The organism is Bradyrhizobium sp. SZCCT0148 (genome assembly GCF_018129985.1).
Classification (GTDB): Bacteria; Pseudomonadota; Alphaproteobacteria; order Rhizobiales; family Xanthobacteraceae; genus Bradyrhizobium; species Bradyrhizobium japonicum_H.
Genome location: NZ_JAFCKT010000003.1, coordinates 549,907 through 573,552 on the forward strand (window position 1 = coordinate 549,907; position 23,646 = coordinate 573,552).

Consider the following 23,646-nt stretch of genomic DNA (forward strand, 5'->3'; position numbering starts at 1 on the left):
ATAACCTTCAATCCCATATCCTGCTTTGAATGGGTGCAAATTCCCTTTGCGAAATGCTCAACTGCGACCGTATCGAGCTTCCGCTCCAAAACTTGGAAAAGTCTTCCAGAAGATCGGATTCTGCCTAATCCTGTTGTCCGTCGGGGACCAATCTTTGTCCGGGATTCGCCAAACGCCCGCTACGAACCAAACACGTTAAGGCCTATGCCGAGCCGTCAACTGCAGCAACGCTTCCGGCCAAATCGGGTTATCCAAGCCGCGCTCCGCCTTCTCCCACAAGAACCGCCTTCTCCCACGAGAGGAGAAGGAAGAAGGCTCCGCCAAAGCCTTGAATGACGGGAAGTTCGGAGCTCATCCCCCCTTGAGCCCCACCCCGATTCATGCGACCTCCCGCCTCAAACAACCCCTCATTCCGAGCCCTCGATGCACATTCTCCTCCTCGGTTCCGGCGGCCGCGAACATGCCCTGGCATGGAAGATCGCAGCCTCGCCCCTGGTGACCAAACTCTGGTGCGCGCCCGGCAATGCCGGCATCGCGAAGGAGGCGGAGTGCGTGGCGCTCGATGTGGCCGACCATGCCGCGGTGATCGCCTTCTGCAAGCAGAACAAGGTCGAGCTCGTGGTGGTCGGGCCGGAGACGCCGCTGGCGGCCGGCATCGTCGATGATCTCACGGCCGCCGGCATCAAGGCGTTCGGGCCGGACAAGATCCCGGCCCAGCTCGAAAGCTCCAAGGGCTTCACCAAGGCGCTGTGCACCGAGTTCGGCATTCCCACCGGCGCCTACCAGCGCTTCACCAATGCCGATGACGCGCGCGCCTATGTGCAGAGCCAGGGCGCGCCGATCGTGGTGAAGGCCGATGGCCTCGCCGCCGGCAAGGGCGTCGTCGTCGCCAAGACCGTGCGCGAGGCGGAGGACGCCATCGCCATGATGTTCGAGGGCGCGTTCGGCGAGGCCGGCGCTGAGGTCGTGATCGAGGAGTTTCTGCCGGGCCGCGAGATCAGCTTCTTTGCGCTGTGCGACGGCGAGACCGCCATTCCGCTGGCCTCCGCGCAGGACCACAAGCGCGTGTTCGACCACGATGTCGGGCCGAACACCGGCGGCATGGGCGCCTATTCGCCGACGCCTTTGGTCACGCCTGCGATCGACGATGCGATCATGGCGAAGATCATTCAGCCGACGGTCGCAGGCATGAAGAGCCGCGGCACGCCGTTCCGCGGCATTCTTTATGCGGGGATTATGCTGACGACGCAGGGCCCAAAGCTGTTCGAGTTCAACGTCCGCTTCGGCGATCCCGAATGCCAGGTGCTGATGCTGCGCATGATGAGCGACATCGTGCCGGCGCTGCTCGCCGCCTGCGACGGCCAGCTGAAGAATTTCGATCTGCGCTGGCACAAGGAAAGTGCGATCACCGTGGTGATGGCGGCGAAGGGCTATCCCGGCGACTATCAGAAGGGCACGCGGATCGACGGGCTCGATGACGCCGCGAAGGTCGACACCGTCGAGATCTTCCACGCCGGTACGGTCGCGAAGGACGGCGCGATCCTCGCCAATGGCGGCCGCGTGCTCAATGTCTGCGCGCTCGGCGCCACCGTGACGGAAGCGCAGAGCCGCGCCTATCAGGCCGTCGACCGCATCCGCTGGCCGGAAGGCTTTTGCCGCCGCGACATCGGCTGGCAAGCGGTGGAGGCCGAGAAAGCCAGGAATTGACGGGTCCCAACTGACAAGACCATGAGCTAACAGGGTTTTTCGGCCGCGCACGCCATTTCGGCCGCGCCCGTCGGCACGCCAAAAAAACGCAGGCAGGGCTTGAACTTAGCTACTGTGCATGGGGTTGTTTTCGACATTTTTGTTTGGGGCACCCCAGCACCAAAGCAGATCCAGAACTGACCATAAGGATGCAACAAGATGTCCGATCTCGCCGACCTCTATCCGGGCTTTGCGTCCGAATGGATCGATACCTCGTTCGGCCGCATCTTCGCCCGCGTCGGCGGCAAGGGGCCGCCGCTGCTGCTGCTGCACGGCTTCTCCGAAACCAACGTGATGTGGCACCGCGTGGCGCCTGAGCTGGCGGAGGCGTTCACGCTGATCATCGCGGACCTGCCGGGCTATGGCTGGTCCGACATGCCCGAGAGCGATGCGCTGCACATCCCCTACAGCAAGCGCGCGATGGCGAAAGCCATGGTGGAAGCGATGGAGCGGCTCGGCCACGTGCACTTCGCGCTGGCCGGCCACGACCGCGGCGGCCGCGTGTCGTATCGGCTCGCGCTCGACCATCCCGGCCGGCTGTCGAAGCTCGCGGTGCTCGATATCCTGCCGACCTATGATTACTGGGAGCGGATGAACCGCGCCTACGCGCTGAAGATCTATCACTGGACCTTCCTCGCGCAGCCAGCGCCGCTGCCGGAGACGCTGATCTCGGGCCAAGGCGAATTCTTCCTGCGCTTCAAGATGGCGAGCCAGACCAAGTCGAAGACGCTCGATGCCATCGACCCGCGCGCGCTCGAGCACTACCTCGCCCCGTTCCGCGATCCCGCCCGCATCCACGCAATGTGCGAGGACTACCGCGCCGGCGCGTATTTCGACTACGACCTCGACAAGGCCGATTTCGAAGCCGGCAAGAAGATCACGATCCCGATGCTGGCGCTGTGGGGCAATGCCGGCATCGCCCAGGCCGCCGCGACGCCGCTCGACACGTGGAAGCAATGGGCGACCAACGTGGAGGGCATGCCGGTGGACTCAGGGCACTTCCTCACGGAGGAAAACCCGGACGTCACCGCCAAGGCGCTGCGCGAGTTCTTCGCGGCGGCCTAGCGACGCTCCCGAAAGAACTCCCTGAGCAGCCGCGCCGCGTCGCTCTCGCCGACGCCGGAATAGACGTCCGGGGCGTGGTGGCAGGTCGGCGCGCTGAAGAAGCGCACGCCTGACTCGACCGCGCCGCCCTTGGGGTCGGCGGCGCCGTAATAGAGCCGCCGCACCCTCGCAAACGAGATCGCGCCCGCGCACATCGTGCAAGGCTCCAGCGTCACGTAGAGGTCGCAGTCCACCAGGCGCTCGCTGCCGATCGTCTTGGCCGCCTCGCGCAGCGCGACGATTTCGGCATGGCCGGTGGGGTCGCGGTCGGTCAGCGTCCGGTTGGCGCCGGTGGCAATGACCTCGTCATTGCGGACCACCACGCAGCCGATAGGAACTTCGCCCGCTTTTCCGGCATTTTCGGCCGCCAGAAGCGCCAAATCCATGAAAGAGGGGGCTTTCAAGCCTCGTATCATCGCGAGAAACCTGCTAGTAGCTGCGCCTTCAGCAGAAGTGCTTACCGGTTTTGCCTGGGCATGCGGCTCCCAACGAGCGCGCACACTGCCCAATGGCCACCCCCTCGAGTGAGATCATTCATGCCTCGCGACAGCGACAAAAACAACGATTCCCGCGGCCGGCGAGGCCCTCCCAAGGGTGGGCGCAGCGGCAAGCCGCGCGGCCCCGAGAAGAAGTTCGCCAAGCGCGGCCCCGAGGGCAGGAGCGATAGCCGCCCGCCCCGTGGCGACCGCGACAGCCGTCCGTTCCGCCCCCGCGCGGACGGCGACGCCCCGCGCCGCGACTTCAGCGACCGGCCGAAATTCAACCGCGACGACCGGCCTCGCGAGGATCGCGGCGAGCGCAGCTTCAAGCCGCGCGGCGACCGGCCCTTCTCCGATCGCACCTCGCGCGATGGCGAGAAGCGCCCCTTCAAGCCGCGTGGTGATCGCCCCTCCTATGGCCGCGACGACCGTCCGCCGCGCCGGGATCGCGACGACTCCCGCCCCGCCGGCCGGACCGGTGACAGAAAGTTCGGCGACAAGAAGCCCTACGCGCCGCGCGGCGACCGTCCGGACCGCAAGTTCGACGGCGAGCGGAAGTTTTCACGGGGCGCCCCCGACCGCGGACCGCGCGACGATCGTGGCGAGCGCAGCTTCAAGCCGCGCGGAGACCGCCCGAATTTTGATCGCGGTGATCGTGCGCCGCGCGGCGACCGTCCGGAGCGCAAGTTCGACGGCGAGCGAAAGTTTTCGCGAGGCGCACCGGATCGCGATCGCGGGCCGCGCAAGGATTTCGGCGGCCGTGACCGCGGCGGGGACAAGCCCTGGCAAAAGCGCGAAGGCGGCGATGACCGTCCGCGCTTCTCGCGTTCCCGCGACGATCGCGCAACGGGCGATCGTCCGTTCCGCGAGCGGCCCAAATTCGATCGGCCGCGCGAGGACCGTCCGAAGTTCGACCGGCCGCGCCGTGACGGCGATGGCGACCGTGGCGGACGTGGCGGCGACCGGCCGACATTCAACCGGCCGCGCGAGGGCTCGGAAGGCCGTTCCGACTGGCACGAGCATCCGCGCAGCGAGGGCCGTTTCGGCGATCGTCCGCGCCGTGAAAACGAGGACGAGAGCCGGATCTTCGAAAAGCGCCCGGCCTTCGGCGGCCGCGGCGCCTATCGCGAGCGCGACCGCGATTCCGATCGCCGCCCGCGCCGGGAAGAAGAGCCGAAGCCGAAGAAGGCCGGCGAGCGCATCGCCAAGGCGCTGGCCCGCGCGGGACTGGCCTCGCGCCGCGATGCCGAGGAGATGGTCACGCAGGGCCGTGTCACCGTCAACGGCCGCATCATCAACTCGCCCGCGCTCGACATCACCAAGAACGACGTCGTTCTGGTCGACGGCAAGCCGTTGCCGGAGCGCGAGCGCACGCGGCTGTTCCTCTATCACAAGCCGCGCGGGCTGATGACCACGCATGACGACCCCGAGGGCCGTCCGACCGTGTTCGACAATCTGCCGGAAGGCCTGCCGCGGCTGATCAGCGTCGGCCGGCTCGATTTCAACACCGAGGGCCTGCTGCTGCTCACCAATGACGGCGGGCTGGCGCGCACGCTCGAGCTGCCGGACACCGGCTGGCTGCGCCGCTATCGCGTTCGCGCCCATGGCGACGTCACCCAGGCGCAGCTCGACGCGCTCAAGGACGGCGTGGAGATCGAGGGCGTCAAATACGGCCCGATCGACGCGACGCTGGAGCGCGACCAGGGCGCCAATGTCTGGCTGGTGTTCGCGATCCGCGAAGGCAAGAACCGCGAGGTGCGCAATGTCTGCGCGCATCTCGGGCTCGAGGTGAACCGGCTGATCCGCGTCTCCTACGGCCCGTTCCAGCTCGGCGAAGTGCCCGAAGGCGAGGTCGAGGAGATCAAGTCCCGCGTGCTGCGCGACCAGCTCGGCGAGAAGATCATCGAGAAGTCGGGCGCGCAGTTCGACGTGCCGCAGAAATCTTCTTCACAAGACGGCGAAACGCCGCGCGAGAAGAAGCCGGCCAGCAAGCGCGACGTGATCGCCGACCGCAAGGGCCGCCGCGTGCTGGTGCAGCGTACCGGCAGCGAGGAGGCGCGTGAGCGCAACGAGGCCGAAGCCAGCGGCTACGGCCCGCCGCGCCGTCCCAAGCGCGGCTATCACGGCAAGCGCGACCTGACGCCGAAGGAGGACTAGGCTTGCGCGTCGTCGGCGGTCGCTTGAAGGGGCGCAATCTCGCTTCACCGTCCTCGCGCGACATCCGCCCCACGGCGGACCGCCTGCGCGAGTCCGTGTTCAACATCCTCGTGCACGCCTATGACGATCCGATTCAAGATGCGCGCGTGCTCGATCTCTTCGCCGGCACCGGCGCGCTCGGCATCGAGGCCTCGTCACGCGGCGCGAAATTCGTGCTGTTCGTCGACAACGGCGCGGAGGCGCGGGCGCTGCTGCGCAACAACGTCGAAGCGCTCGGCCTCGGCGGCGTGACCAAGGTCTATCGCCGCGATGCGACCGATCTCGGGCCTGCGCATCCGGTCGAGCCGTTCTCGCTGGCATTCCTCGATCCGCCCTACGGGAAGGGCTTCGCGGAGAAGGCGCTCGCGTCCTTGCGCGACGGCGGCTGGCTGACGCCCGGCGCGTTGCTGGTGGTGGAAGAGGCGAAGGCCGCGCAATTCGCGACGCCGGATGGCTTCGAGGAGCTGGAGCGGCGGGCGTATGACGACACGGAATTCGTGTTTCTGAGGAAGCCGTAGCCGCATACGCAGCTCTCGCAGGGTGGGCAAAGGCGCAAAGCGCCGTGCCCACGATCTCTGCGTGATCGAGAGAGGTGGTAGGCACGCTTCGCTTTGCCCACCCTACGGCACCGTCACTGCGGGGCCGTCACCGTCGCCCGAACAGCTTCTCCACGTCGCTCAGCTTCAGCTCGACATAGGTCGGCCGGCCGTGATTGCACTGGCCGGAGTTCGGGGTCTCCTCCATCTCGCGGAGCAGCGCGTTCATCTCTTCCGGCCGCAACCTGCGGCCGGCGCGCACCGAGCCGTGGCAGGCCATCGTTGCGGCGACGTGCATCAGGCGGCGTTCCAGCGGCAGCGCCTCGTCCCATTCGGCCATGTGCTCGGAGAGATCGCGCAGCAGGCCGCCCGCATTGGTCTTGCCGAGCAGCGAGGGCGTCTCGCGCACCGCGACCGCGCCGGGGCCGAAGGATTCGATGGCGAGGCCGAAGGATGCGAGCTCCTCGCTGCGCTCGAGCAGGCGCTCCACCGTGGCCTCGTCCATCTCGACGATCTCGGGAATGAGCAGGATCTGCCGCTGCACGCCGTTCGCCGCCAGCGAGGCCTTCAGCCGCTCATAGACGATGCGCTCATGCGCGGCGTGCTGGTCGACGATGATGAGGCCGTCGCGCGTCTGCGAGACGATATAGGTCTCGTGGATCTGCGTGCGCGCAGCGCCTAGCGGGCGGTCGACGAGATCGCTGACGGGCTGCGACTCGAACCGCACGTCAGCGCTGGGCGCGCCAACATCGAAGGCGGCCTGCGAACGCTCGTCAAAGGCAGGCGCCGCGGCGCCCTCGAACGACGGGATCGGCGCAATGGGCGCGGACGGCGAGGCGCGCCAGTCCCAGCTTGCGGGACGCGGCGTGAAGGCCGGCCGGAACGCGGACAGCGCGCTTTCGCCGCTGTTGGCCGCGGTGCGGCGGCCTTCGCGCGCGAGCCCTTCCTTCAGCCCGTGCACGATCAGCGCGCGGACGAGGCCGGCGTTGCGGAAGCGCACCTCGGTCTTGGCGGGATGGACGTTGGCGTCGACCTCGCGCGGATCGAGCGTGACGAACAGCGCCAGCACCGGATGGCGGTCGCGCGGCAGATAGTCGGCATAGGCGCCGCGCACCGCCCCCAGGATCAGCTTGTCGCGCACCGGGCGGCCGTTGACGAAGAGATATTGCCCGAGCGCATTGGCCTTGGTCAGCGCGGGTGCTGCGGCATAGCCGGCGACGACCACGCCCTCGCGTTCGGCGTGGACCTCAAATGCGTGGCTGCGAAACTCGGCGCCCAGGATATCGCCGAGCCGCGTCAGGCGGCCGGCCGCACCAGGCAACGCCGCCGCCCAGGTCACCGGCGCGCGCTCCTCGCCGGCCAGCGTGAAGGCGATATCGGGCCGCGCCATCGCCAGCCGCCTGACCACCTCGCGGATCGCCTCGGCTTCGGTGCGGTCGGTCTTCAGGAATTTCAACCGCGCCGGCGTCGCATAGAAGAGATCGCTGACCTCGACGCGGGTGCCATGCGCCAGCGCGGCCGGCATGATCTCGGATTTATCGCCGCCTTCGACCGTGAGTGCCCAGGCATGAGGCTCACTGGCGTGGCGCGTCGTAATCGACAACCGTGCCACGGAGCCGATCGAGGGCAGCGCCTCGCCGCGGAATCCGAGCGTGCGGATCTGGAGCAGATCCTCGTCGTCGAGCTTGGAGGTGGCGTGACGCTCGACCGCGAGCGCGAGATCTTTCGCGGTCATGCCGCCGCCGTCATCGGTGATGCCGATCCGCCGCCGGCCGCCGCCGTCGGTGAAGACGTCGATCCGGCTGGCGCCGGCGTCGATGGCGTTCTCGACCAGTTCCTTCACCACGCTCGCCGGACGCTCGACCACCTCGCCGGCGGCGATGCGGTTGACGACCTGTTCTGGAAGCTGGCGGACGGGCATGGGGGGACTCGAAAGGACGATCACGCGCTCAATTTAGTCCCGATGACGCGCAATTGCATGCGGCAAGCCCGCGCTGCCCACATCTACCGGCATCCCGACCGATCTGAGGAACGCGGCTAGTCGTCGAAACCGCGGCCTCCGCCGCGTCCGGCCTTGACGTCGCTGCGGCGCTTCTTGCCCTCGAGCCGGCGTTGCTTGGAGCCGAAAGTCGGCTTTGTCGCACGCCGTGGCTTTGGCCGCACCATGGCCTCAGTCAGGATCTCGACGAGCCGGTCGATGGCATCCTGACGGTTGCGCTCCTGGGTGCGGAAGCGCTGGGCGTGGATCACGATCACGCCGTCCTTGGTCATGCGCTGGCCTGCGACGCGGGCGAGCCGGATCGCTGCATCTTCCGGCAAGGTCAGCTTGCGGGTGTCGAAGCGCAGTTGGGCCGCGGTCGACAATTTGTTGACGTTCTGCCCGCCCGGGCCGGAGGCGCGGACGAAGCCGATCTCGATGTCGTCCTCGTCGATGACGAGATCGCGGGCTATCCGCAGCATGGTGGCACCATTCGTGATACCAGGACATATCGCGGAACATCCACGTTCGGCAATGGTGCTTGGTGGAAACGCAAATGGCCGGGCGAGCCCGGCCATTTCAGGACATTCGAACAGGGACGTCAGTTCGACTTCGTCGCCGGCGCTGCTGCGGTCGGCTGCGCTGCGGCTTGCGGGGCGCGGCCGACGACGACGGTCAGGAGGCCCTGGCCCCAGAGGCGCTTGGCGGCGGCCTTGGCGTCGTCCAGCGTAACGGCATCGACGATGGCATTGCGCTTCTCGATATAGTCGATCGGCAGCTTGTCCTGCTGATACTGCAGCAGCGCCTGCGCCAGCTTGGAGGAGGTGTCGAGCGCCAGCATCTGCGAGCCCTTGAGGTAGGACTTGGCCTCGTCCAGCTCCTTCTGGGTCGGACCTTCTTCCGCGATCCGGCGCACTTCCTTGTCGATGGCGTCGATGGTGTCGCCGGAACGGTCGGCACGCGTGCCGGTGTTGCCGATGAAGATCGCCGAATGCTCCATCCAGAGGAGCGATTCGAACACCGAATAGGCCAGCCCGCGCTTCTCGCGCACCTCGTGATAGAGGCGGGAAGACAATCCGCCGCCGCCGAGGATGTGATTGACGACGTAGGCCGCCATGAAGTTCGGATCGTTGCGCTTCACCCCGGGGCCGCCGAACGTGATCACGGTCTGCGGCACGTCGAGCGTCACGAAGGCGCGCTGCGGCGGCTTTGCAGCCTCGACGTCGGGGACCGGCGTGAGGTTGGCCTTGGCAGGCAGGCTGCCGAAGGTGTGGTCCAGCAGCTTGCCGAGCGTCGCCGGGTCGACATCGCCGACGACTGCGATCTTCAGTCCGTCCTTCGCAAGCACGCGGCCGACATAGTCCTTCATGTCGGCAACGGTGATGGTCGGCACGCTGTCGAGGGTGCCGTTGGTCTGCCGGCCATAGGGATGATCGCCGAAGGCGACCTCAAGGAATTTGCGGCTCGCCAGCGAGGTCGGGTTGGTGGTCTCGCGGCGCAGCCCCGAGATGACCTGCGAGCGGATGCGCTCGACGTCGGCGGTGTCGAAATGCGGCGAGGTCAGCGCGCTCCTGAGCAGGTCGAAGGCCTCGTCCTTGTTGTCGCGCAGCATGCGCAGGCTGCCGCGAAAGGTGTCGCGGGTGGCGCTGAAGGAGAGCTCGATGGCGCGGCGGTCGAGCCGCTCGTGGAAGGTCTTGGAATCGAGATCGCCGGAGCCTTCGTCGAGGAGGTCACCGACGAGGTTGGCGACGCCCGACTTGTCCTTGGGATCCTGGGCCGAGCCGCCGGCGAAGGAATATTCCATCGCGATCAGCGGCACGGTTGCGTCCTGCACGAACCAGGCCTCGATGCCGCCGGGCGATACCAGCCGCTGGATCTTTGCGGCGGCCTGTGACGGCGAGATGGCGGCGAGCGCAAGCGCAGCGCCGGTGGCGAGGGAGACGACAGCGCGTCGAAGGAAAGGATAGGTCACGAACGCTTCTCCTCGCGCTTGGCGGCACTAGTGTCCTTGATCAGGTAGCCCGTCACCGAGCGCTTCTTCTCGAGCCATTTCTGGGCGACGGCGCGGACCTGCTCGGCGGTGACCGCGCGGATGCGGTCGGGCCAGCTCCTGATGTCCTCGATCGACAGGCCGGTGGTCAGCGCGCCGCCATACCAGCGTGCCAGCACTGCCTGATTGTCCTGGGCGTAGATCGCTTCCGCGATCAGCTGGGTCTTCACCCGCTCCAGATCCTCTGCGCGGATCGGGTTCTGCGCGACATTGGCGATGACGGCGTCGACCGCCTGCTCGACCTCTGCGAAGCTGACGCCGGGTTTCGGCGCGGCCGAGACGGCGAACTGGGTTGGGTCGAGTGAGATGCTCGAATAGCTGGCGTTGGCGGAGACTGCGAGCGGCTTGTCGACGACGAGGGCGCGGTAGAGATAGGAATTGCTGCCGCTGCCCATCAGCTGCGCCAGTACGTCGAGGGCCGCGCTTTCACCGGCCGCGGCCGTGGTCGCCGAGGGCACCAGATAATAACGCCGCATGCTCGGCTGCTCGACGCGTGGGTCGGCCAGCGTGACGGTGCGCGGCGCGGCGGGCTCCGGCTCCTGCGGACGGACGCGCCGTGCCGGAATCGCTGGCTGGGCCGGGATTGCGCCGAAATTGCGCTCGACCAGCGGGCGGATGTCGGCGGCCTCGACGTCGCCGGCGATCACCAGGATCGCGTTGTTCGGCGCGTAGAAGCGGCGGTAGAAGGCGAGCGCGTCCTCGCGATCGAGCTTCTCGATCTCCTGGTGCCAGCCGATCACGGGACGGCCGTAGGGATGATTGAGATAGAGCGCGGCCATGATCTGCTCGTTCAGCCGCGCGTCCGGATTGTTGGCGACGCGCATGTTGTACTCTTCGAGCACGACGTCGCGCTCGGGCAGCACGTTCTCGTCCTTGAGGACGAGGCCGGTCATGCGATCCGCCTCGAACTCCATCATGGTCGCCAGCTGCTCTTTCGGCACGCGCTGGTAATAGTTGGTGTAGTCGACCGAGGTGGAGGCATTTTCGTTGCCGCCGACGCGAAGCACGGTCTGGGAGAATTCGCCGACCGGATGCTTCGAGGTGCCCTTGAACATCAGGTGCTCGAGGAAGTGGGCGAGGCCGGACTTGCCCGGCGTTTCGTCGGCCGAACCGACCTTGTACCAGATCATCTCGGTGACGACGGGCGTGCGGTGATCGGGGATCACCACGACCTGCATGCCGTTGCCGAGCGTGAAGCTGGCGGGCGGGGCCGATGTGACCGTGGTCTGGGCAAGAGCCGCGCCCGATGTCAGGACACTGGTCGAAAGCAGCGCGGCAAGGAGACAGGCAGCCGATCGGTTTGCGGACATCATGATCCTTTAGGAAAGACCGAGGTCCGGATGTCCGGCTCGGAGGCACGGCATGCTACACCGTGCGGCTGAGGCTTCGCGTCACGAAGCAGAGAACTCAACGCGGTGGCAAGTTACTGATCAGCAATCAATGCACCTCGGCCGGCGGACATGATCGCCGGCGCGGGGTTTCGCGTCTGTGGGACCGGAACGCTATTGTTCCTTATCCTTGCCCGACATGATGTCGAAATAGGTCCGTCGCGACTTGTCCGGCCCGGCGCCGTAGGCGTAGTTCGGCGACGGCGTCTGATAGCCCGGCGGCGGCTCGACCAGCGACTGGCGCGGCGGCTCGGTGGTGAATTTCTTTTCTTCGGTGGCGTTGCCGCCCTTCATCATATTCCACAGACCGCCGGAGAAGCCGAGTTCGGCGGGGCTGAGCGACGGATTGCCGTTGGTGCCGGGCTGGATCGGATCGTTGCTTGTCCGGGGGGCTGCGGCGACTTCGCCGGCCTTCATCTCGGCGGGCGTCAGCGGCCGGGCGACCTGCCAGTTTTCCGTTTCCTTGGTCGCCTTCTTGCGCGCGGCGATAGCTTCCTTGCGGCGCTTTTCCTCGGGGTCCTTGGGCCAGTTCGGCGCGGCCTTGGCCTGGGTCGCGGGAGGCGGCAGGTCGAGCTTTGGCGGCACGACCAGCGGCGAGCGCTCTCGGTATTCGATGCCGGGCTTTTCCATGCTCTTGGCGCCGATGCCGGACATCAGATTGTCGATGATCTTCTCTTCGAAGGTCATTCCGTCATCTTCATCGTCGTCGTCACCGGCACGGGCCGCCCCGGCCGACAGGACGAGACCGATGCCGAGTGCGACAGCCGACAATTTCAACGCCTGCCAAAGCCCCGATCGGGGGTCTCGAACCATCGACATGCTGGTCTTCGAGCTGCGCATCACTGTACCTGTTCCATATTGTGTCAGATCGCCGCGCATGAGCGGCAAACCCTCGCAAAGGCCGGGTTCCACCTGCCGGTCCGTATCGGCCGGGATCAGGGCGCTTTTGCGGCGGGTACCCCCAGGAAGGAATCATACAATAGCCCCGCCACCCCAGCAACGATGGCCACGTCCGCGAGGTTAAACACATACCAATTATAGGTATTTCCCCCGATCTCGATGTGGAGCAGGGCGAAATCGACCACCGCGCCGTAGGCCAGGCGGTCGATGCCGTTGCCGATGGCGCCGCCGATGATCAGCCCCAGCGCGACCGTGGCAAGCCGGGTGTGCGAGCGTGCCATCCAGATCGCCAAGGCGACCACGGCGATGGCCTTGACGGCCATCAGCGCCCACTGCGCCGCCTGGCTGTCGTTCTGGAGCCAGCCGAAACTGATGCCGATATTCCAGGCCAGCACCAGGTCGAAGAACGGCGTCACCTTCACCACGCCGCGACGAGCGAGGTCGAACCCGTTCAGCAGCCAGAGTTTTGAGGCCTGGTCGGCCACCAGCGTGACCAGGGCCGCGAGGATGCCGGCGCGGAGCGGGGCCATGGCCTGCCGATCAGACGCTCACGCCCAACGACTTCCACTCGCGCAGCGCCTGTGCGTCGCGCGGGGTGACGTCGGGGTATTCAGCGTCTTCACCGACCGTCGGGGAGATCTTCCAGGAGCGGGCGCATTTGGTGCCGACCGCCTTCTCCACCACGACCGCGACCCCGGGCACGGCATCGAGCCGGAATGCCGAAGCCGGCGCCTCGCTCTCACGCACCTCGTAATTCGAGGTGATGCAGATCTCGGCGAGGTCGACGTCGAACAGCGTCATCAGCATGTCCCGGTCGGCGACGTAGATCACCGGTGACGCCTCCAGCGACGAGCCGATGTTCTTGGCGGCCCGTTCAAGCTCGAGCGCGCCTGTGACGACGCGGCGGACGTTGCGGATCGTTTCCCATTTCGCGGCGAGCTTGTCGTCGCGCAAGCCTTCGAGATCGGTCGGGAACAGCGTCAGATGCACCGACGGTTCGGCGTCGGGCCGGAACATGCGCCAGCCCTCCTCCGCGGTGAAACTGAGGATCGGCGCCAGCCATTTCAGGACCGAGGCGCACAGCAGGTCGATCGTGGTCAGCGCCGCTTTGCGCGTCAGCGACGACGGCGGATCGCAATACAGCGTGTCCTTGCGGATGTCGAAGTAGAACGCCGAGAGCTCGCTGTTGAGGAAGGCGGACAGGGTGGCGACCACGGTCTTGTAATCGAATTCCCGATAGGCCTTGTCGACGGCGGCGGCGCGCACGGCGAGTTCGTGCAGCATCAGCCGCTCGAGCTCGGGCATCTCGGCCGGCGCGACCGCGTCAGCCGGCTTGTAATGATGCAGCGTGCCGAGCATCCAGCGCACGGTGTTGCGCAGCTTGCGATAGGTCTCGACGGTGTTCTTCAGGATCTCGGGACCGATGCGCTGGTCGTCGGTGTAGTCGCAGGACGCGACCCAGAGCCGGAGGATGTCGGCACCGGATTCCTTGATGACCGACTGCGGCTCGATGGTGTTGCCGAGCGACTTCGACATCTTGCGGCCGTCCTCGGCCTGGGTGAAGCCGTGGGTCAGCACGATGTCGTAGGGAGCCCGGCCGCGGGTGCCGCAGCTCTCCAGCAGCGAGGAGTGGAACCAGCCGCGATGCTGGTCCGAGCCTTCGAGGTACATCACCGTGTCGGTGCCGCCATCGACCTTGCGCTTGATGCCTGATAGCCCCGGGAAGTGCACGGGGTCTTCGAGCACGAAGGCGTGCGTCGAGCCGGAATCGAACCAGACGTCGAGAATGTCGTCGACCTTCTGCCAGTCTTCGCTCGCGCGCGGCCCAAGGAAGCGCTCGCGGGCGCCCTTCGCGTACCAGGCATCGGCGCCTTCCTGCTCGAAGGCGTCGCCGATCCGTGCGTTCACTGCCTCGTCCTGCAGGATCTCGGCGGAGCCGTCGCCCTTTTCACGCACGAACACGGCGATCGGCACGCCCCAGGCGCGCTGGCGCGAGATCACCCAATCGGGCCGCGCCTCGATCATGCCGTTGATACGGTTTTCGCCCGACGGCGGCACCCATTGCGTCACCGAGATCGCGTGCAGCGCGCGGGCGCGGAGCGTGTCGCCAGACTTGCTCTTGCCGCTCATCGCGACATCCTTGTCCATCGCGATGAACCATTGCGGCGTGTTGCGGAAGATCACCGGCTTCTTGGAGCGCCAGGAGTGCGGATATTGGTGCTTGAGCCGGCCGCGCGCCAGCAGCATGCCTCTTTCGACGAGCGCCTTGATCACGGCCTCGTTGGCATCGCCCTTCTCGCCCTTGTCGTTGATGACACGCTTGCCGGTGAACCCCGGCGCATGATCGGTGTAGGCGCCGTTCTCGTCGACGGTATAGGGGATCGCCGTGGTGATGCCGCGCGCGTCGAGATCGCGCGCCTGTGCCATCCAGACGTCGAAGTCCTCGCGGCCATGGCCGGGCGCGGTGTGCACGAAGCCGGTGCCGGTGTCGTCGGTGACGTGGTCACCGGGCAGCAGCGGCACGACGAAGTCGTAACCGCCGGCAAGGCCCTTCAGCGGATGGGCGCATTCGATCGCGTCCATGGTGTCGCCGGGGACGTCGCGCACCTTCTCGAAGGCCGTCACGCGAGCCTGCTTGAAGACCTCTTCGGCGAGCGCGTCGGCAAGGATCAGCAGATCGCCGGTCCTCGTCCAGTTGTCGGCGGGCGCGTCCGTCACCTTGTAAAGGCCATAGGCGATCTTCGGCGAGAACGAGATGGCGCGGTTGCCCGGCAGCGTCCAGGGCGTGGTGGTCCAGATCACGACGCTGGCGGTGGCAAGCGCACCATGCGCGGGCGAGGTGACCGGGAATTTTACCCACACCGTATCGGAGGTGTGGTCCTCGTACTCGACCTCGGCTTCGGCGAGCGCGGTCTTCTCGACCACGCTCCACATCACCGGCTTGGAGCCGCGATACAGCGTGCCGTTGGCGGCGAACTTCATCAGCTCGCGCGCGATCTGGGCTTCGGCCGGGAAGCTCATGGTGGCGTAGGGATGATCCCAGTCGCCGATGACGCCGAGGCGCTTGAACTCCTCGCGCTGCACGCCGAGCCAATGCGTGGCGTAGGCGCGGCATTCCTTCCGGAAATCGATCATCGCGGTCGAGTCGCGGAAATCGGGCTTCTGCTTGCCCTTCTTCCGGTAGTGCTCTTCCTCGACCTTCCACTCGATCGGCAGGCCGTGGCAGTCCCAGCCGGGCACATAGTTGGAATCGAAGCCGAGCATCTGCTGACTCTTGGTAACGAGATCCTTCAGGATCTTGTTCAGCGCCGTGCCGATATGGATGTTGCCGTTGGCGTAGGGCGGGCCGTCATGCAGCACGAACTTGGCGCGGCCCTTCGCGTTCTCACGCAGCTTCTCGTAGAGGCCGATCTCGTACCAGCGCTTGAGGATCTCCGGCTCGCGCTGCGGCAGGCCCGCGCGCATCGGGAATTCGGTCTGCGGCAGGAACAGGGTCTTGGAATAGTCTTTGGTGGCTGACTTTTGCGGCTTTTCGGACATGAGGCTGACTGGCTCGGAATGGCGCGGGAACGGATGGCGATGCGGAATCGCGGGGGTGAAACGACGAAATCCCGGTCTTGCGCCGAGCCGAAAGCTCAGGCGGAAGCCGGGCCGCTAATCCCTATGATGCGCCGCGCAAACATGGGCACTCCATAGCAGGGGGCCAAGGGAAGCGCAAAGGTTCGGGGAGTCAGGTCCGGCCTTCAATCGACGGCGCCGAGCCGCGGGAATAGGTCCGGGGCGGCGGCCAGGATGGCGCGGGCACGGGCGGAATCGTCGTCCATCTGCCGGATCAGGGCCTCTACACCATCGAATTTCAGCTCCTCGCGGATGAAGCCGACAAAGGCGCAGTCCAGCTCCTGCCCGTAGAGGTCGCCCTTGAAGTCGAACAGGAAGATTTCGAGCAGGGGCGCGCCATTATCAAAGGTCGGGCGGCGGCCGAAGCTTGCCACCCCCTCGAGCCGCTCGGGCCCGCGGCCGACACGCACCGCATAGATGCCGTGCTTCAGCCCGCAATTGGCATCCAGGCGGATGTTGGCGGTGGGATAGCCGAGATCGCGGCCGCGCTTCTCGCCATGGATCACCTCGCCGGTGATGAACCAGGGCGCGCCCAGCATGGTGGTGGCCTCGCCGAGGAGGCCTTCGGCGAGAGCAATCCGGATCGCGCTGGAGGACACCGGCCGCTCGTCAATATCGACATGGGGCTGCACGTCGACCTCGATGCCGAGCCGGGGCGCCTCGTTGACGAGAAGACTCGGCGAGCCGACCCGTCCCTTGCCGAAATGGAAGTCGTAGCCGACCGCAATCCCGCTGACGCCAAGCCGCCCGATCAGGTCATGGTGAATGAAGTCTTGCGCGCTGGTTCCGGCACGAGCCTTGTCGAAGGTCATGACCACGGCGCCGGCAAGCCCGGTGCCGGCCAGAAGCCGCAGCTTGGCCCGCTCGTCCGTCAGGCGGAATTGAGGGGTATTGGGGCTGAAAAAACGCCGCGGATGCGGCTCGAATGTCAAAGCCATCGCCGGTCGGCCCTGGGCCCGGCCCATTTCCACGGCTGCGGCGATCACGGCGCGATGGCCGAGATGGACCCCGTCGAAATTGCCCATGGCGACCACGGCACCCCTTGGAATGGCGGAGTCCGGCGTGGTGTCGCGGATAACGGTAAAATGCGGAGCCATCAGGGGAATTCTCGAACCGGCGGGACCGCCGGGACCGTGGCGCGACCGGCCGGATGAAGTCAAGCGGGAGGGGGCGGCGGGATCGAATGCGATTTCAGTCCTTGGGGGGCGTCCCCAATTAACGCGCTGTTTAACGCCTTGGTGCTAGTCCTTGGGCGTGGAACTGCCGGGGCTTCGGGCCGGGGCAGGTCTGATCGTAATATTCCTGGTTTGCGTTGGGGGAGTCGAGATGGCGGTTGATTTGTCGATGCCGGTTTTGGTGGTGGATGACTACAGCACCATGATCCGTATCATCAGGAATCTGCTGAAGCAGCTTGGCTTCGAGAACATCGATGATGCCAGCGATGGTTCGGCAGCGCTGAACAAGATGCGCGGCAAGAAGTACGGGCTCGTGATCTCCGACTGGAACATGGAGCCGATGACGGGCTACGACCTGCTGCGCGAAGTGCGCGCGGATCCGAACCTCGCCACCACGCCCTTCATCATGATCACGGCGGAATCCAAGACCGAGAACGTGATCGCGGCCAAGAAGGCCGGCGTGAACAACTACATCGTCAAGCCGTTCAACGCGGCGACGCTGAAGACCAAGATCGAGGCGGTCTTCCCGGACATGGCGAGCGCGTAAGCGCGCTCCTCTCCGGATCAGCAATTTTCCATCGAGGTCGTGATGCCCGGGCTTGTCCCGGGCATCCACGTTCTTGATGCTGGAGATAAGACGTAGATGGCGGGGTCAAGACCCGGCCATGACGACGTCTGGGCTTAAGGCGCGCGCGGTCAGCGGCGCCATCACCACTTCAATTCGCGCATCAGCGCCTTCGGCGGGTGGCCGAACAATTCCATCACCGAATTCGGGTCGAGCTGGTCGAGGCCCTCGAACTCCTCGGCATGGATGCCGCGGGTGACGAACAGGCAGTCGATGCCGAATTCGCGCGCGCCGGTCAGGTCGGTGCGAACGGAGTCGCCGATCGCCAGCACTTTTTTCCGGTCGATCGGATGGCCCTGGCGCTCACCGGCGAGTGCCATTGCGCGCTCGTAGATCGGGCGGTGCGGCTTGCCGTAGAAGATCACTTCGCCGCCGAGCTCGCGGTAGAGCTCCGCGATGGCGCCGGCGCAATAGATCAGCCGGTCGCCGCGTTCCACCACGATGTCGGGGTTGGCGCAGACCAGCGTCAGCTTGCGCTCGCGCGCCTTCAACATCATGCCGCGATAATCTTCCGCCGTTTCGGTCTCGTCGTCATAGAGGCCGGTGCAGACGATGTAGTCGGCTTCCTCCAGCGGCGCGGTCTTCGCATCGAGACCGCGATAGATCGAGTTGTCGCGGTCGGGGCCGAGCCAGAACATCTTGCGGCCGGGATGCTCGGCGACATAGAGCCGGGTCAGGTCGCCCGATGAAACGATCGCGTCATAGGTCTCGTCGGCGACGCCGAGCTTGCGCAATTGCCGCTGTACGCTGTCCGCCGGCCGCGGTGCGTTGGTGATCAGGATCACCGTACCCCCGCGGCTGCGATAGGTGTGCAGCGCCTCGCAGGCTTCGGGGAAGGATTCGAGGCCGTTGTGGACGACGCCCCAGATGTCGCTGAGCACGACATCGACGCCGACCACGAGCTCGCGCAGGCTTTCGGCAAAATGCAGCGTGGTCATGATGCGCGCGGCCGATCAGATGCGGCGCGCGAGAGCCGCGTTGCCGGTGATGCGTTGCGCCGGAGGAGCGGCCGACGTCTCGGCAGATGTCGCGCCTGGGCTGGGGGGAGCGGAGCCATTGGATCCCTGAATATCCTGCGCCTGGGTCGGCGCGGCCCCGCCGGTAGCAGATGCCCCCTCCGGCCGCAATGGCCGGGGCGGCGCGAACAGGAAGCCCTGGCCGAACCGCACGTCATAGTCGAGCAGGTCCACGACCGCGCGCTCGCCTTCGATCCGTTCCGCGATCAGGTCGATGCCGAAGCGGCCGAGCAGGTCGGAGAGGTCGGAAGGATGGATGTCCGAGGTCGAGGCCTGCCTGGGGTCGAGCAGCAGCGTGGCTGGAACCTTGATGAAGCGCACGCCGCGGTCGGCCAGCTCGCGCGGCTCGATCCTGAGATCCGTGACGTGGTCGATCGAGAAACGGAAGCCGCGCTGGGCCAGTGCGGCGAGGTTCTCGGTCTCGGCCGGGCCGAGATTGCGGAAGGTCGATTGCTTGAACTCCAGCACCAGCGAGGGCGCCAGCGCCCGGTTGGCTTCGAGGAAGTCGAGGCATTGCGCGAAGGTGGTGGAATTGCCGAGGGTGGACGCTGCGACGTTGCAGAACACGCCGACGTCCTTGTTGCGCACCATCAGGCGCCGCAGCACCTGCACACAGCGCAGCATGACCATGTTGTCGATGCGCCCGATCAGCCCCGACGCTTCCGCGATGCTGATGAACTCCTCGGCGGCGATCAGCTGGTCGCGCTCGTCGCGCAGGCGCGTCACCGCTTCGTAGAACCGCACCTTGCGTTGCGGCAGCGTCACCATCGGCTGCAGGAAGATGTCGACGCGGTTTTCGTCGATCGCGTTGCGCAGCGTCGCCAGCAATTGCGTCTGGTTGCGTCCGGCGGTCTGGACCGGCGTGGCGGTCTGGGGTTGGATCGACGGCGAAGGCCGCGGCTGCGCCACCGGAGGCGGGGGTGCCACAGGGAGCGGGGGCGGGGGGGCCGGCTGCTCCTCGAACGCCGTCATCAGGTCGATCTGCGCTTCCGGTTCTTGCCTGGCGATCGGAGCGGGAACGGGCGCCGGCGCATTGCCGGCCAACAGATCCTCATGGGTCGATACGGTGGTGGCGAGCTGCCTGACCAATCCGCCGAGCTCGTTGATCTCGCCGACCACCGACTGGATGCGGTCGGAGTTGGTCGAATTGGACGAGGCGATGCGGCCCTCGATCGCAGCCAGCCGGCGGCCGAACTCGGCCACCTGGCGGGCGAGGTCGGCGGTGCCACGCGACAGATCGGTAATCTGGCTGCCGACGTCGTTGCGGTCGCGCAGCCGCATCGACACCGCGTTGTAGAGGATCAGGAAGGTCAGCGCGGTCAGCGCCACGATCGCGGATTCAATCCCGCTGATGCCGGCGACGGCGTAGAGCACAAGCCCGAGCGAGGCCGCGACCAGAACCATGCAGATGGCGATGAAGATCGTCGAAATGCGAATCATGCCGCGGTTACGCCTCAAGAGCTGACTGCCTCACCCGGGAAAACACGGGTCGCCGTGCGAATCCGCCACGCCTCGCGCTCCCCCACGCCGCGAGACCTTAACATCATTGTTGATTCGAGGGGATAGCGCCCCGCTCTCGGACGCGCGGTCAGGCCGGCGCGGCGGCGCCGACGGTGTCGGCCGAGACAGCTTCGCGGGTGCCGAGCGGCTTGGGCTGCCCGGTGGTCGTATCGCTGAGCGTCTGCCGCTCGATCTCCGAATTCAGCTCCGCGCCGAACATGATGACGATGGCCGACATCCACATCCACGTCATCAGGCCGATGGCGGCGCCGAGCGAGCCGTAGGTCGCGTTGTAGTTGGCGAAGGCCGAGAGATACCAGGATAGCAGCGCTGACCCGGCAATCCAGAGGATGGCGGCGATGACTGCGCCGAAGCTGAGCCACTGCCAACGGGGCGCATCGCGACTGGGCGCGAAGCGGTAAAGCACCGCAAGCGCCATGAGGAGGATGAGGAACATCAGCGGCCATCGTGCCAGCGCCACGATCAGCTTGCTTTCGGGCGCCATGCCGAGATGATTGAGCGCGAGTGGGAAGGCGACGACAACCCCCACCATCACCAGAAGCGCCACGATGCTGCCGACCGTGAAGGCCAGCGACATCATGTTGAGCTTGATGAAGCTGCGCTTCTCGCGCTCTTCATAGGCGACATTGAGGGCGTCGAAGATCGCTTTGACGCCGGCATTGGCGCTCCAGATCGCAAGCAGAAGACCGAGCAGGAAGGTGGCACCGAGGGTGGTATTGCCGTTCGACACCACGCGCGCCACCTGGTCCTCGACAATCTGGAACGAGCCTTGCGGCAGCATCGTCGCCAGCGTCTGCAGATTGGCGCTGATCGTCGCGGGATCGGCGAACAGGCCATATGAGGAAACCAGCGCCGTCACCGCCGGGAAGATCGCGAGCAGCCCGAAAAAGACGACGCCGCCCGCCGTCGCAAGCAGGCGATCATCGTCGATGCGCTGATAGGTGCGCCAGAAGATGTCCTTCCAGCCCGCCCAAGGTATCGCGAACGGGCTCTTCGCGTGGCGGCCACGACCGGGCTCCAGCGCCGCACCTGCGGGGTGAGTTTCCGGTGAATTGCCCTCGTTGTTGCGATGGTCTGATGGAGGTCCCGGACGGATCAGGCCGGAATCCTGAAGATAGCGCTCTGCGGTGAGCACAAAGACGGCGGTGGCTGCGACCAGGAGCCATGAGTCGAGCTGCTCGGAGCGCCGCACCGGCATTTCAGGTGTCCAATCTTTGGCCGTGCCGCCTGCGGCGCACCGCGGTGAACCCCGCAAGCCCAACCGCCGCGAGCATCAGGCCAAGCTGCACGGGCCGCTTGGGGGGCCAGGCGGGTCGACCGTGGCGGCGTTCGCCCGGCGCGAGCGGCGCCAGGGGAATGGCGGTTGCGACTTCTTTCACCGCCTCTGTGACCGTTCCACGCGGAATCCGCGGCGTCGCGATGGCAACGCGCATCCGGCTGGCAAGCGGCACGATCGTCTTGGTCGGTCGCTTCATCATCGCCATCGCCACGCCGGCGCAGGCCGCGGTCAGCACCAGCAGCACGGCCGCGACGGCACCAAAGCCCCAGAACTGGCCATGGGTAATTGCAATCCAGCGATACAGGGCGATAAGGCCGACGAAGAAGGTCGCGATCAGAAACAGCCCGGCTGCCGCGAACAATCCGGCAGCCACCATATAGGACGTTGCACGTCCCGTGGCCTGGCTGGTGCGGTCCCGCAGATAGGACTGGGCGGCGCGCCTGAGATGGTTGAGTTTCAGCGCCATGCCGGCGCGCAGCAATTCGCCCGATGGCGCGAGCATCTGGACATCCTCCAAAAGCGAGACGGTTCGTCGGGGGATGAACGTGGCGGAATTTGACTTGTTCCGTTGGAGCAGGAGTGCGTGACGGATCAGGCCAGATCGGCGGCCGCGATCCAGAACACCTCGCCCTCGGAGTCCTCGGTGTCGAGCCAGAGGAGCGGCAGCTCCGGAAAGGCCTCGTCGACCAGGTCCCGGCCGCGGCCGATCTCGCAGATCAGCCCGCCGTCCGGCGTCAGGTGACCGGGCGCCTCGGCCAGGATGCGGCGCACCACATCCAGACCGTCGGCGCCGCCGTCGAAGGCGAGCTTCGGCTCGGCCCGGCATTCCGGCGGCAGCGCGGCCATGCCCTCGGCATCGACGTAAGGCGGGTTGGTGATGATCAGATCGTACCTGGCGTCGCCGAGCGGGGCGAACAGGTCGCCGCGATAGAGGCTGATCCGGTCCTCGAGCCCATATGCGCCGACATTTCGCGCAGCGACGTCGAGCGCGCCCTTGGAGATGTCGACGGCATCGACGGCAGCGTTCGGGAAATGGTGCGCGGCGAGGATGGCAAGGCATCCCGATCCCGTGCAGAGATCGAGCACCCGTTCGACCGCCGTGGGATCGTCGATCAGCGATCCCGTCTCGCCGTCGCCGCCGAAATGCGACTCCAGCAGTTCGCCGATGAAGGAGCGCGGAACGATGACACGCTCGTCGACATAGAAGGGCAGGCCGCGCATGTAGATCTTGTTGACGAGATAGGCGGCCGGTTTGCGCGTGGTGACGCGCTGATGGATGAGGTCGAGGATGGTCTTGCCTTCCGCCGCGGTGACGCGTGCGTTGGCGAATATCTCGAACTGCTCGGGATTGAGATGCAGCGCTTCGCTCACCAGGAAGGCCGCTTCGGCAACCGGATCGGTCGTGCCGTGCGCAAAAGCGAGCCCGGCTTCGACAAAGCGGCTCACCGCATAGCGGACGAAATCGAGCAGCGTGAGAAGTTCGCCCGGGCTGACTTTGGCGAGCTTCGGCGCGGCGCGGCCGCGTACGGTCTTTTTGGCTGCTTTGGCCATCAGGATCGGGTCCAGCGTGCGGCGGCCTCGTCGTCGCGGGTGTGGGCCTCGACCCAGCCGGTGCCGGCTTCGCTCTCTTCCTTCTTCCAGAACGGTGCGCTGGTCTTGAGGTAGTCCATCAGGAATTCCGCCGCCTCGAACGCCGCCCGACGGTGTTGCGAAGCGGTCAGCACCAGCACGATGTTGTGGCCGGGCATGAAGCGGCCGACGCGGTGGATCACGGTGACGCCGTTGAGCGGCCAGCGCGAAACGGCTTCGTCGGTATGACGCCTGATTTCTTCCTCGGCCATGCCGGGATAGTGCTCGAGCGTCAGCGCGGCGACCTTGGCGCTGTCATCGTCCGCGCGGCAGATGCCGGAGAAGCTGACGACCGCGCCGATGTCGGTACGGCTTGTGGTCAGGGCTGCGATCTCGCGCGCGATGTCGAAATCGTCTTGCTGAATGCGAATGGTGACTGGGCAGGCGCCAACAGGGGAGGTCATGG

The 23,646-nt window shown here is 66.3% G+C and carries 20 protein-coding genes; 5 read left to right on the top strand and 15 right to left on the bottom strand.

The features are described from left to right. The first annotated feature begins 423 nt into the window (after positions 1–423). Both purD and JQ580_RS14415 read left to right on the top strand, forming a co-directional pair. Positions 424–1,707 carry a phosphoribosylamine--glycine ligase gene (gene purD, locus JQ580_RS14410; protein ID WP_212280711.1) on the top strand — a complete coding sequence of 428 codons (1,284 nt, stop codon included), beginning with the start codon at positions 424–426 and terminating at the stop codon, positions 1,705–1,707. Between the two features lie 198 nt (positions 1,708–1,905). Continuing rightward, entirely contained in the window at positions 1,906–2,811 is a 906-nt protein-coding gene (locus JQ580_RS14415; RefSeq protein WP_212280712.1) for an alpha/beta fold hydrolase, read from the top strand. On the opposite strand, the gene JQ580_RS14420 is transcribed toward JQ580_RS14415, so the two are convergent. Beyond that, positions 2,808–3,266, bottom strand: coding sequence for a nucleoside deaminase (locus JQ580_RS14420; protein ID WP_212280714.1), 459 nt, complete (start codon positions 3,264–3,266; stop codon positions 2,808–2,810). The genes JQ580_RS14415 and JQ580_RS14420 overlap by 4 nt on opposite strands. Positions 3,267–3,386: 120 nt before the next feature. Between JQ580_RS14420 and JQ580_RS14425 the strand changes: the two genes are divergently transcribed. Beyond that, the gene (locus JQ580_RS14425; RefSeq protein ID WP_212280716.1) at positions 3,387–5,486 is read left to right on the top strand and encodes a pseudouridine synthase; all 2,100 of its coding nucleotides are present in this window, start codon (positions 3,387–3,389) and stop codon (positions 5,484–5,486) included. Positions 5,487–5,488: 2 nt separating this feature from the next. Next, positions 5,489–6,043, top strand: coding sequence for a 16S rRNA (guanine(966)-N(2))-methyltransferase RsmD (rsmD, locus tag JQ580_RS14430; RefSeq protein WP_212280719.1), 555 nt, complete (start codon positions 5,489–5,491; stop codon positions 6,041–6,043). A 127-nt stretch (positions 6,044–6,170) separates the two neighbouring features. Here the strand turns inward: rsmD and mutL are convergent, their stop codons facing one another. The 8 genes from mutL to JQ580_RS14470 form a co-directional block, all read right to left on the bottom strand. Continuing rightward, the gene (mutL, locus tag JQ580_RS14435) at positions 6,171–7,982 is read right to left on the bottom strand and encodes a DNA mismatch repair endonuclease MutL (RefSeq protein ID WP_212280720.1); all 1,812 of its coding nucleotides are present in this window, start codon (positions 7,980–7,982) and stop codon (positions 6,171–6,173) included. Between the two features lie 116 nt (positions 7,983–8,098). After that, the gene (arfB, locus tag JQ580_RS14440) at positions 8,099–8,521 is read right to left on the bottom strand and encodes an alternative ribosome rescue aminoacyl-tRNA hydrolase ArfB (RefSeq protein WP_212280721.1); all 423 of its coding nucleotides are present in this window, start codon (positions 8,519–8,521) and stop codon (positions 8,099–8,101) included. A gap of 119 nt (positions 8,522–8,640) precedes the next feature. Next, positions 8,641–10,011, bottom strand: a complete 1,371-nt coding sequence (locus JQ580_RS14445) for a M16 family metallopeptidase (RefSeq protein WP_212280722.1) — start codon at positions 10,009–10,011, stop codon at positions 8,641–8,643. Then, positions 10,008–11,399 (bottom strand): M16 family metallopeptidase, encoded by a 1,392-nt coding sequence (locus JQ580_RS14450; RefSeq protein WP_212280816.1) that lies wholly within the window; start codon positions 11,397–11,399, stop codon positions 10,008–10,010. The genes JQ580_RS14445 and JQ580_RS14450 overlap by 4 nt, the downstream gene beginning before the upstream one ends. Positions 11,400–11,591: 192 nt before the next feature. Next, the gene (locus tag JQ580_RS14455; RefSeq protein ID WP_212280817.1) at positions 11,592–12,317 is read right to left on the bottom strand and encodes a hypothetical protein; all 726 of its coding nucleotides are present in this window, start codon (positions 12,315–12,317) and stop codon (positions 11,592–11,594) included. A 95-nt stretch (positions 12,318–12,412) separates the two neighbouring features. Continuing rightward, positions 12,413–12,907: a signal peptidase II gene (gene lspA, locus JQ580_RS14460; protein ID WP_212280723.1), complete on the bottom strand. Its 495-nt coding sequence runs from the start codon at positions 12,905–12,907 to the stop codon at positions 12,413–12,415. A 10-nt stretch (positions 12,908–12,917) separates the two neighbouring features. Next, the gene (ileS, locus tag JQ580_RS14465; protein ID WP_212280724.1) at positions 12,918–15,917 is read right to left on the bottom strand and encodes an isoleucine--tRNA ligase; all 3,000 of its coding nucleotides are present in this window, start codon (positions 15,915–15,917) and stop codon (positions 12,918–12,920) included. Between the two features lie 203 nt (positions 15,918–16,120). Beyond that, positions 16,121–17,092: a bifunctional riboflavin kinase/FAD synthetase gene (locus JQ580_RS14470; RefSeq protein WP_212280725.1), complete on the bottom strand. Its 972-nt coding sequence runs from the start codon at positions 17,090–17,092 to the stop codon at positions 16,121–16,123. 229 nt (positions 17,093–17,321) lie between these two features. On the opposite strand from JQ580_RS14470, the gene JQ580_RS14475 reads away from it, so the two are divergent. Next, complete coding sequence (locus JQ580_RS14475; protein WP_008567674.1) at positions 17,322–17,717, top strand: response regulator; 396 nt, start codon at positions 17,322–17,324, stop codon at positions 17,715–17,717. Positions 17,718–17,878: 161 nt separating this feature from the next. Here the strand turns inward: JQ580_RS14475 and JQ580_RS14480 are convergent, their stop codons facing one another. The 6 genes from JQ580_RS14480 to JQ580_RS14505 all read right to left on the bottom strand — a co-directional run bounded on the left by JQ580_RS14480 (position 17,879) and on the right by JQ580_RS14505 (position 23,644). Then, positions 17,879–18,733 (bottom strand): TIGR01459 family HAD-type hydrolase, encoded by an 855-nt coding sequence (locus JQ580_RS14480; RefSeq protein WP_212280726.1) that lies wholly within the window; start codon positions 18,731–18,733, stop codon positions 17,879–17,881. A gap of 15 nt (positions 18,734–18,748) precedes the next feature. After that, positions 18,749–20,251, bottom strand: coding sequence for an EAL domain-containing protein (locus tag JQ580_RS14485; RefSeq protein WP_212280727.1), 1,503 nt, complete (start codon positions 20,249–20,251; stop codon positions 18,749–18,751). Between the two features lie 148 nt (positions 20,252–20,399). Next, complete coding sequence (locus tag JQ580_RS14490) at positions 20,400–21,530, bottom strand: YihY/virulence factor BrkB family protein (protein ID WP_212280728.1); 1,131 nt, start codon at positions 21,528–21,530, stop codon at positions 20,400–20,402. Position 21,531: 1 nt separating this feature from the next. Further along, positions 21,532–22,113, bottom strand: coding sequence for a phage holin family protein (locus JQ580_RS14495; protein WP_212280729.1), 582 nt, complete (start codon positions 22,111–22,113; stop codon positions 21,532–21,534). Positions 22,114–22,202: 89 nt separating this feature from the next. Next, positions 22,203–23,162, bottom strand: coding sequence for a 50S ribosomal protein L3 N(5)-glutamine methyltransferase (gene prmB / locus JQ580_RS14500; RefSeq protein WP_212280730.1), 960 nt, complete (start codon positions 23,160–23,162; stop codon positions 22,203–22,205). Further along, positions 23,162–23,644, bottom strand: a complete 483-nt coding sequence (locus JQ580_RS14505; protein ID WP_212280731.1) for a molybdenum cofactor biosynthesis protein MoaE — start codon at positions 23,642–23,644, stop codon at positions 23,162–23,164. Before JQ580_RS14505 ends, prmB begins: the two co-directional genes overlap by 1 nt. Positions 23,645–23,646: the final 2 nt, after the last annotated feature.

Bases quoted from the DNA above. Each gene is read 5' to 3' on its own strand.
- JQ580_RS14495 (WP_212280729.1), bottom strand. From the start codon at position 22,113: ATGCTCGCGCCATCGGGCGAATTGCTGCGCGCCGGCATGGCGCTGAAA.
- purD (WP_212280711.1), top strand. From the start codon at position 424: ATGCACATTCTCCTCCTCGGTTCCGGCGGCCGCGAACATGCCCTGGCA.
- JQ580_RS14470 (WP_212280725.1), bottom strand. From the start codon at position 17,092: ATGGCTCCGCATTTTACCGTTATCCGCGACACCACGCCGGACTCCGCC.
- JQ580_RS14420 (WP_212280714.1), bottom strand. From the start codon at position 3,266: ATGATACGAGGCTTGAAAGCCCCCTCTTTCATGGATTTGGCGCTTCTG.
- mutL (WP_212280720.1), bottom strand. From the start codon at position 7,982: ATGCCCGTCCGCCAGCTTCCAGAACAGGTCGTCAACCGCATCGCCGCC.
- JQ580_RS14455 (WP_212280817.1), bottom strand. From the start codon at position 12,317: ATGCGCAGCTCGAAGACCAGCATGTCGATGGTTCGAGACCCCCGATCG.
- prmB (WP_212280730.1), bottom strand. From the start codon at position 23,162: ATGGCCAAAGCAGCCAAAAAGACCGTACGCGGCCGCGCCGCGCCGAAG.
- JQ580_RS14490 (WP_212280728.1), bottom strand. From the start codon at position 21,530: ATGCCGGTGCGGCGCTCCGAGCAGCTCGACTCATGGCTCCTGGTCGCA.
- JQ580_RS14505 (WP_212280731.1), bottom strand. From the start codon at position 23,644: ATGACCTCCCCTGTTGGCGCCTGCCCAGTCACCATTCGCATTCAGCAA.
- JQ580_RS14485 (WP_212280727.1), bottom strand. From the start codon at position 20,251: ATGATTCGCATTTCGACGATCTTCATCGCCATCTGCATGGTTCTGGTC.
- JQ580_RS14415 (WP_212280712.1), top strand. From the start codon at position 1,906: ATGTCCGATCTCGCCGACCTCTATCCGGGCTTTGCGTCCGAATGGATC.
- lspA (WP_212280723.1), bottom strand. From the start codon at position 12,907: ATGGCCCCGCTCCGCGCCGGCATCCTCGCGGCCCTGGTCACGCTGGTG.
- JQ580_RS14425 (WP_212280716.1), top strand. From the start codon at position 3,387: ATGCCTCGCGACAGCGACAAAAACAACGATTCCCGCGGCCGGCGAGGC.
- JQ580_RS14475 (WP_008567674.1), top strand. From the start codon at position 17,322: ATGGCGGTTGATTTGTCGATGCCGGTTTTGGTGGTGGATGACTACAGC.
- JQ580_RS14450 (WP_212280816.1), bottom strand. From the start codon at position 11,399: ATGTCCGCAAACCGATCGGCTGCCTGTCTCCTTGCCGCGCTGCTTTCG.
- JQ580_RS14480 (WP_212280726.1), bottom strand. From the start codon at position 18,733: ATGACCACGCTGCATTTTGCCGAAAGCCTGCGCGAGCTCGTGGTCGGC.
- ileS (WP_212280724.1), bottom strand. From the start codon at position 15,917: ATGTCCGAAAAGCCGCAAAAGTCAGCCACCAAAGACTATTCCAAGACC.
- arfB (WP_212280721.1), bottom strand. From the start codon at position 8,521: ATGCTGCGGATAGCCCGCGATCTCGTCATCGACGAGGACGACATCGAG.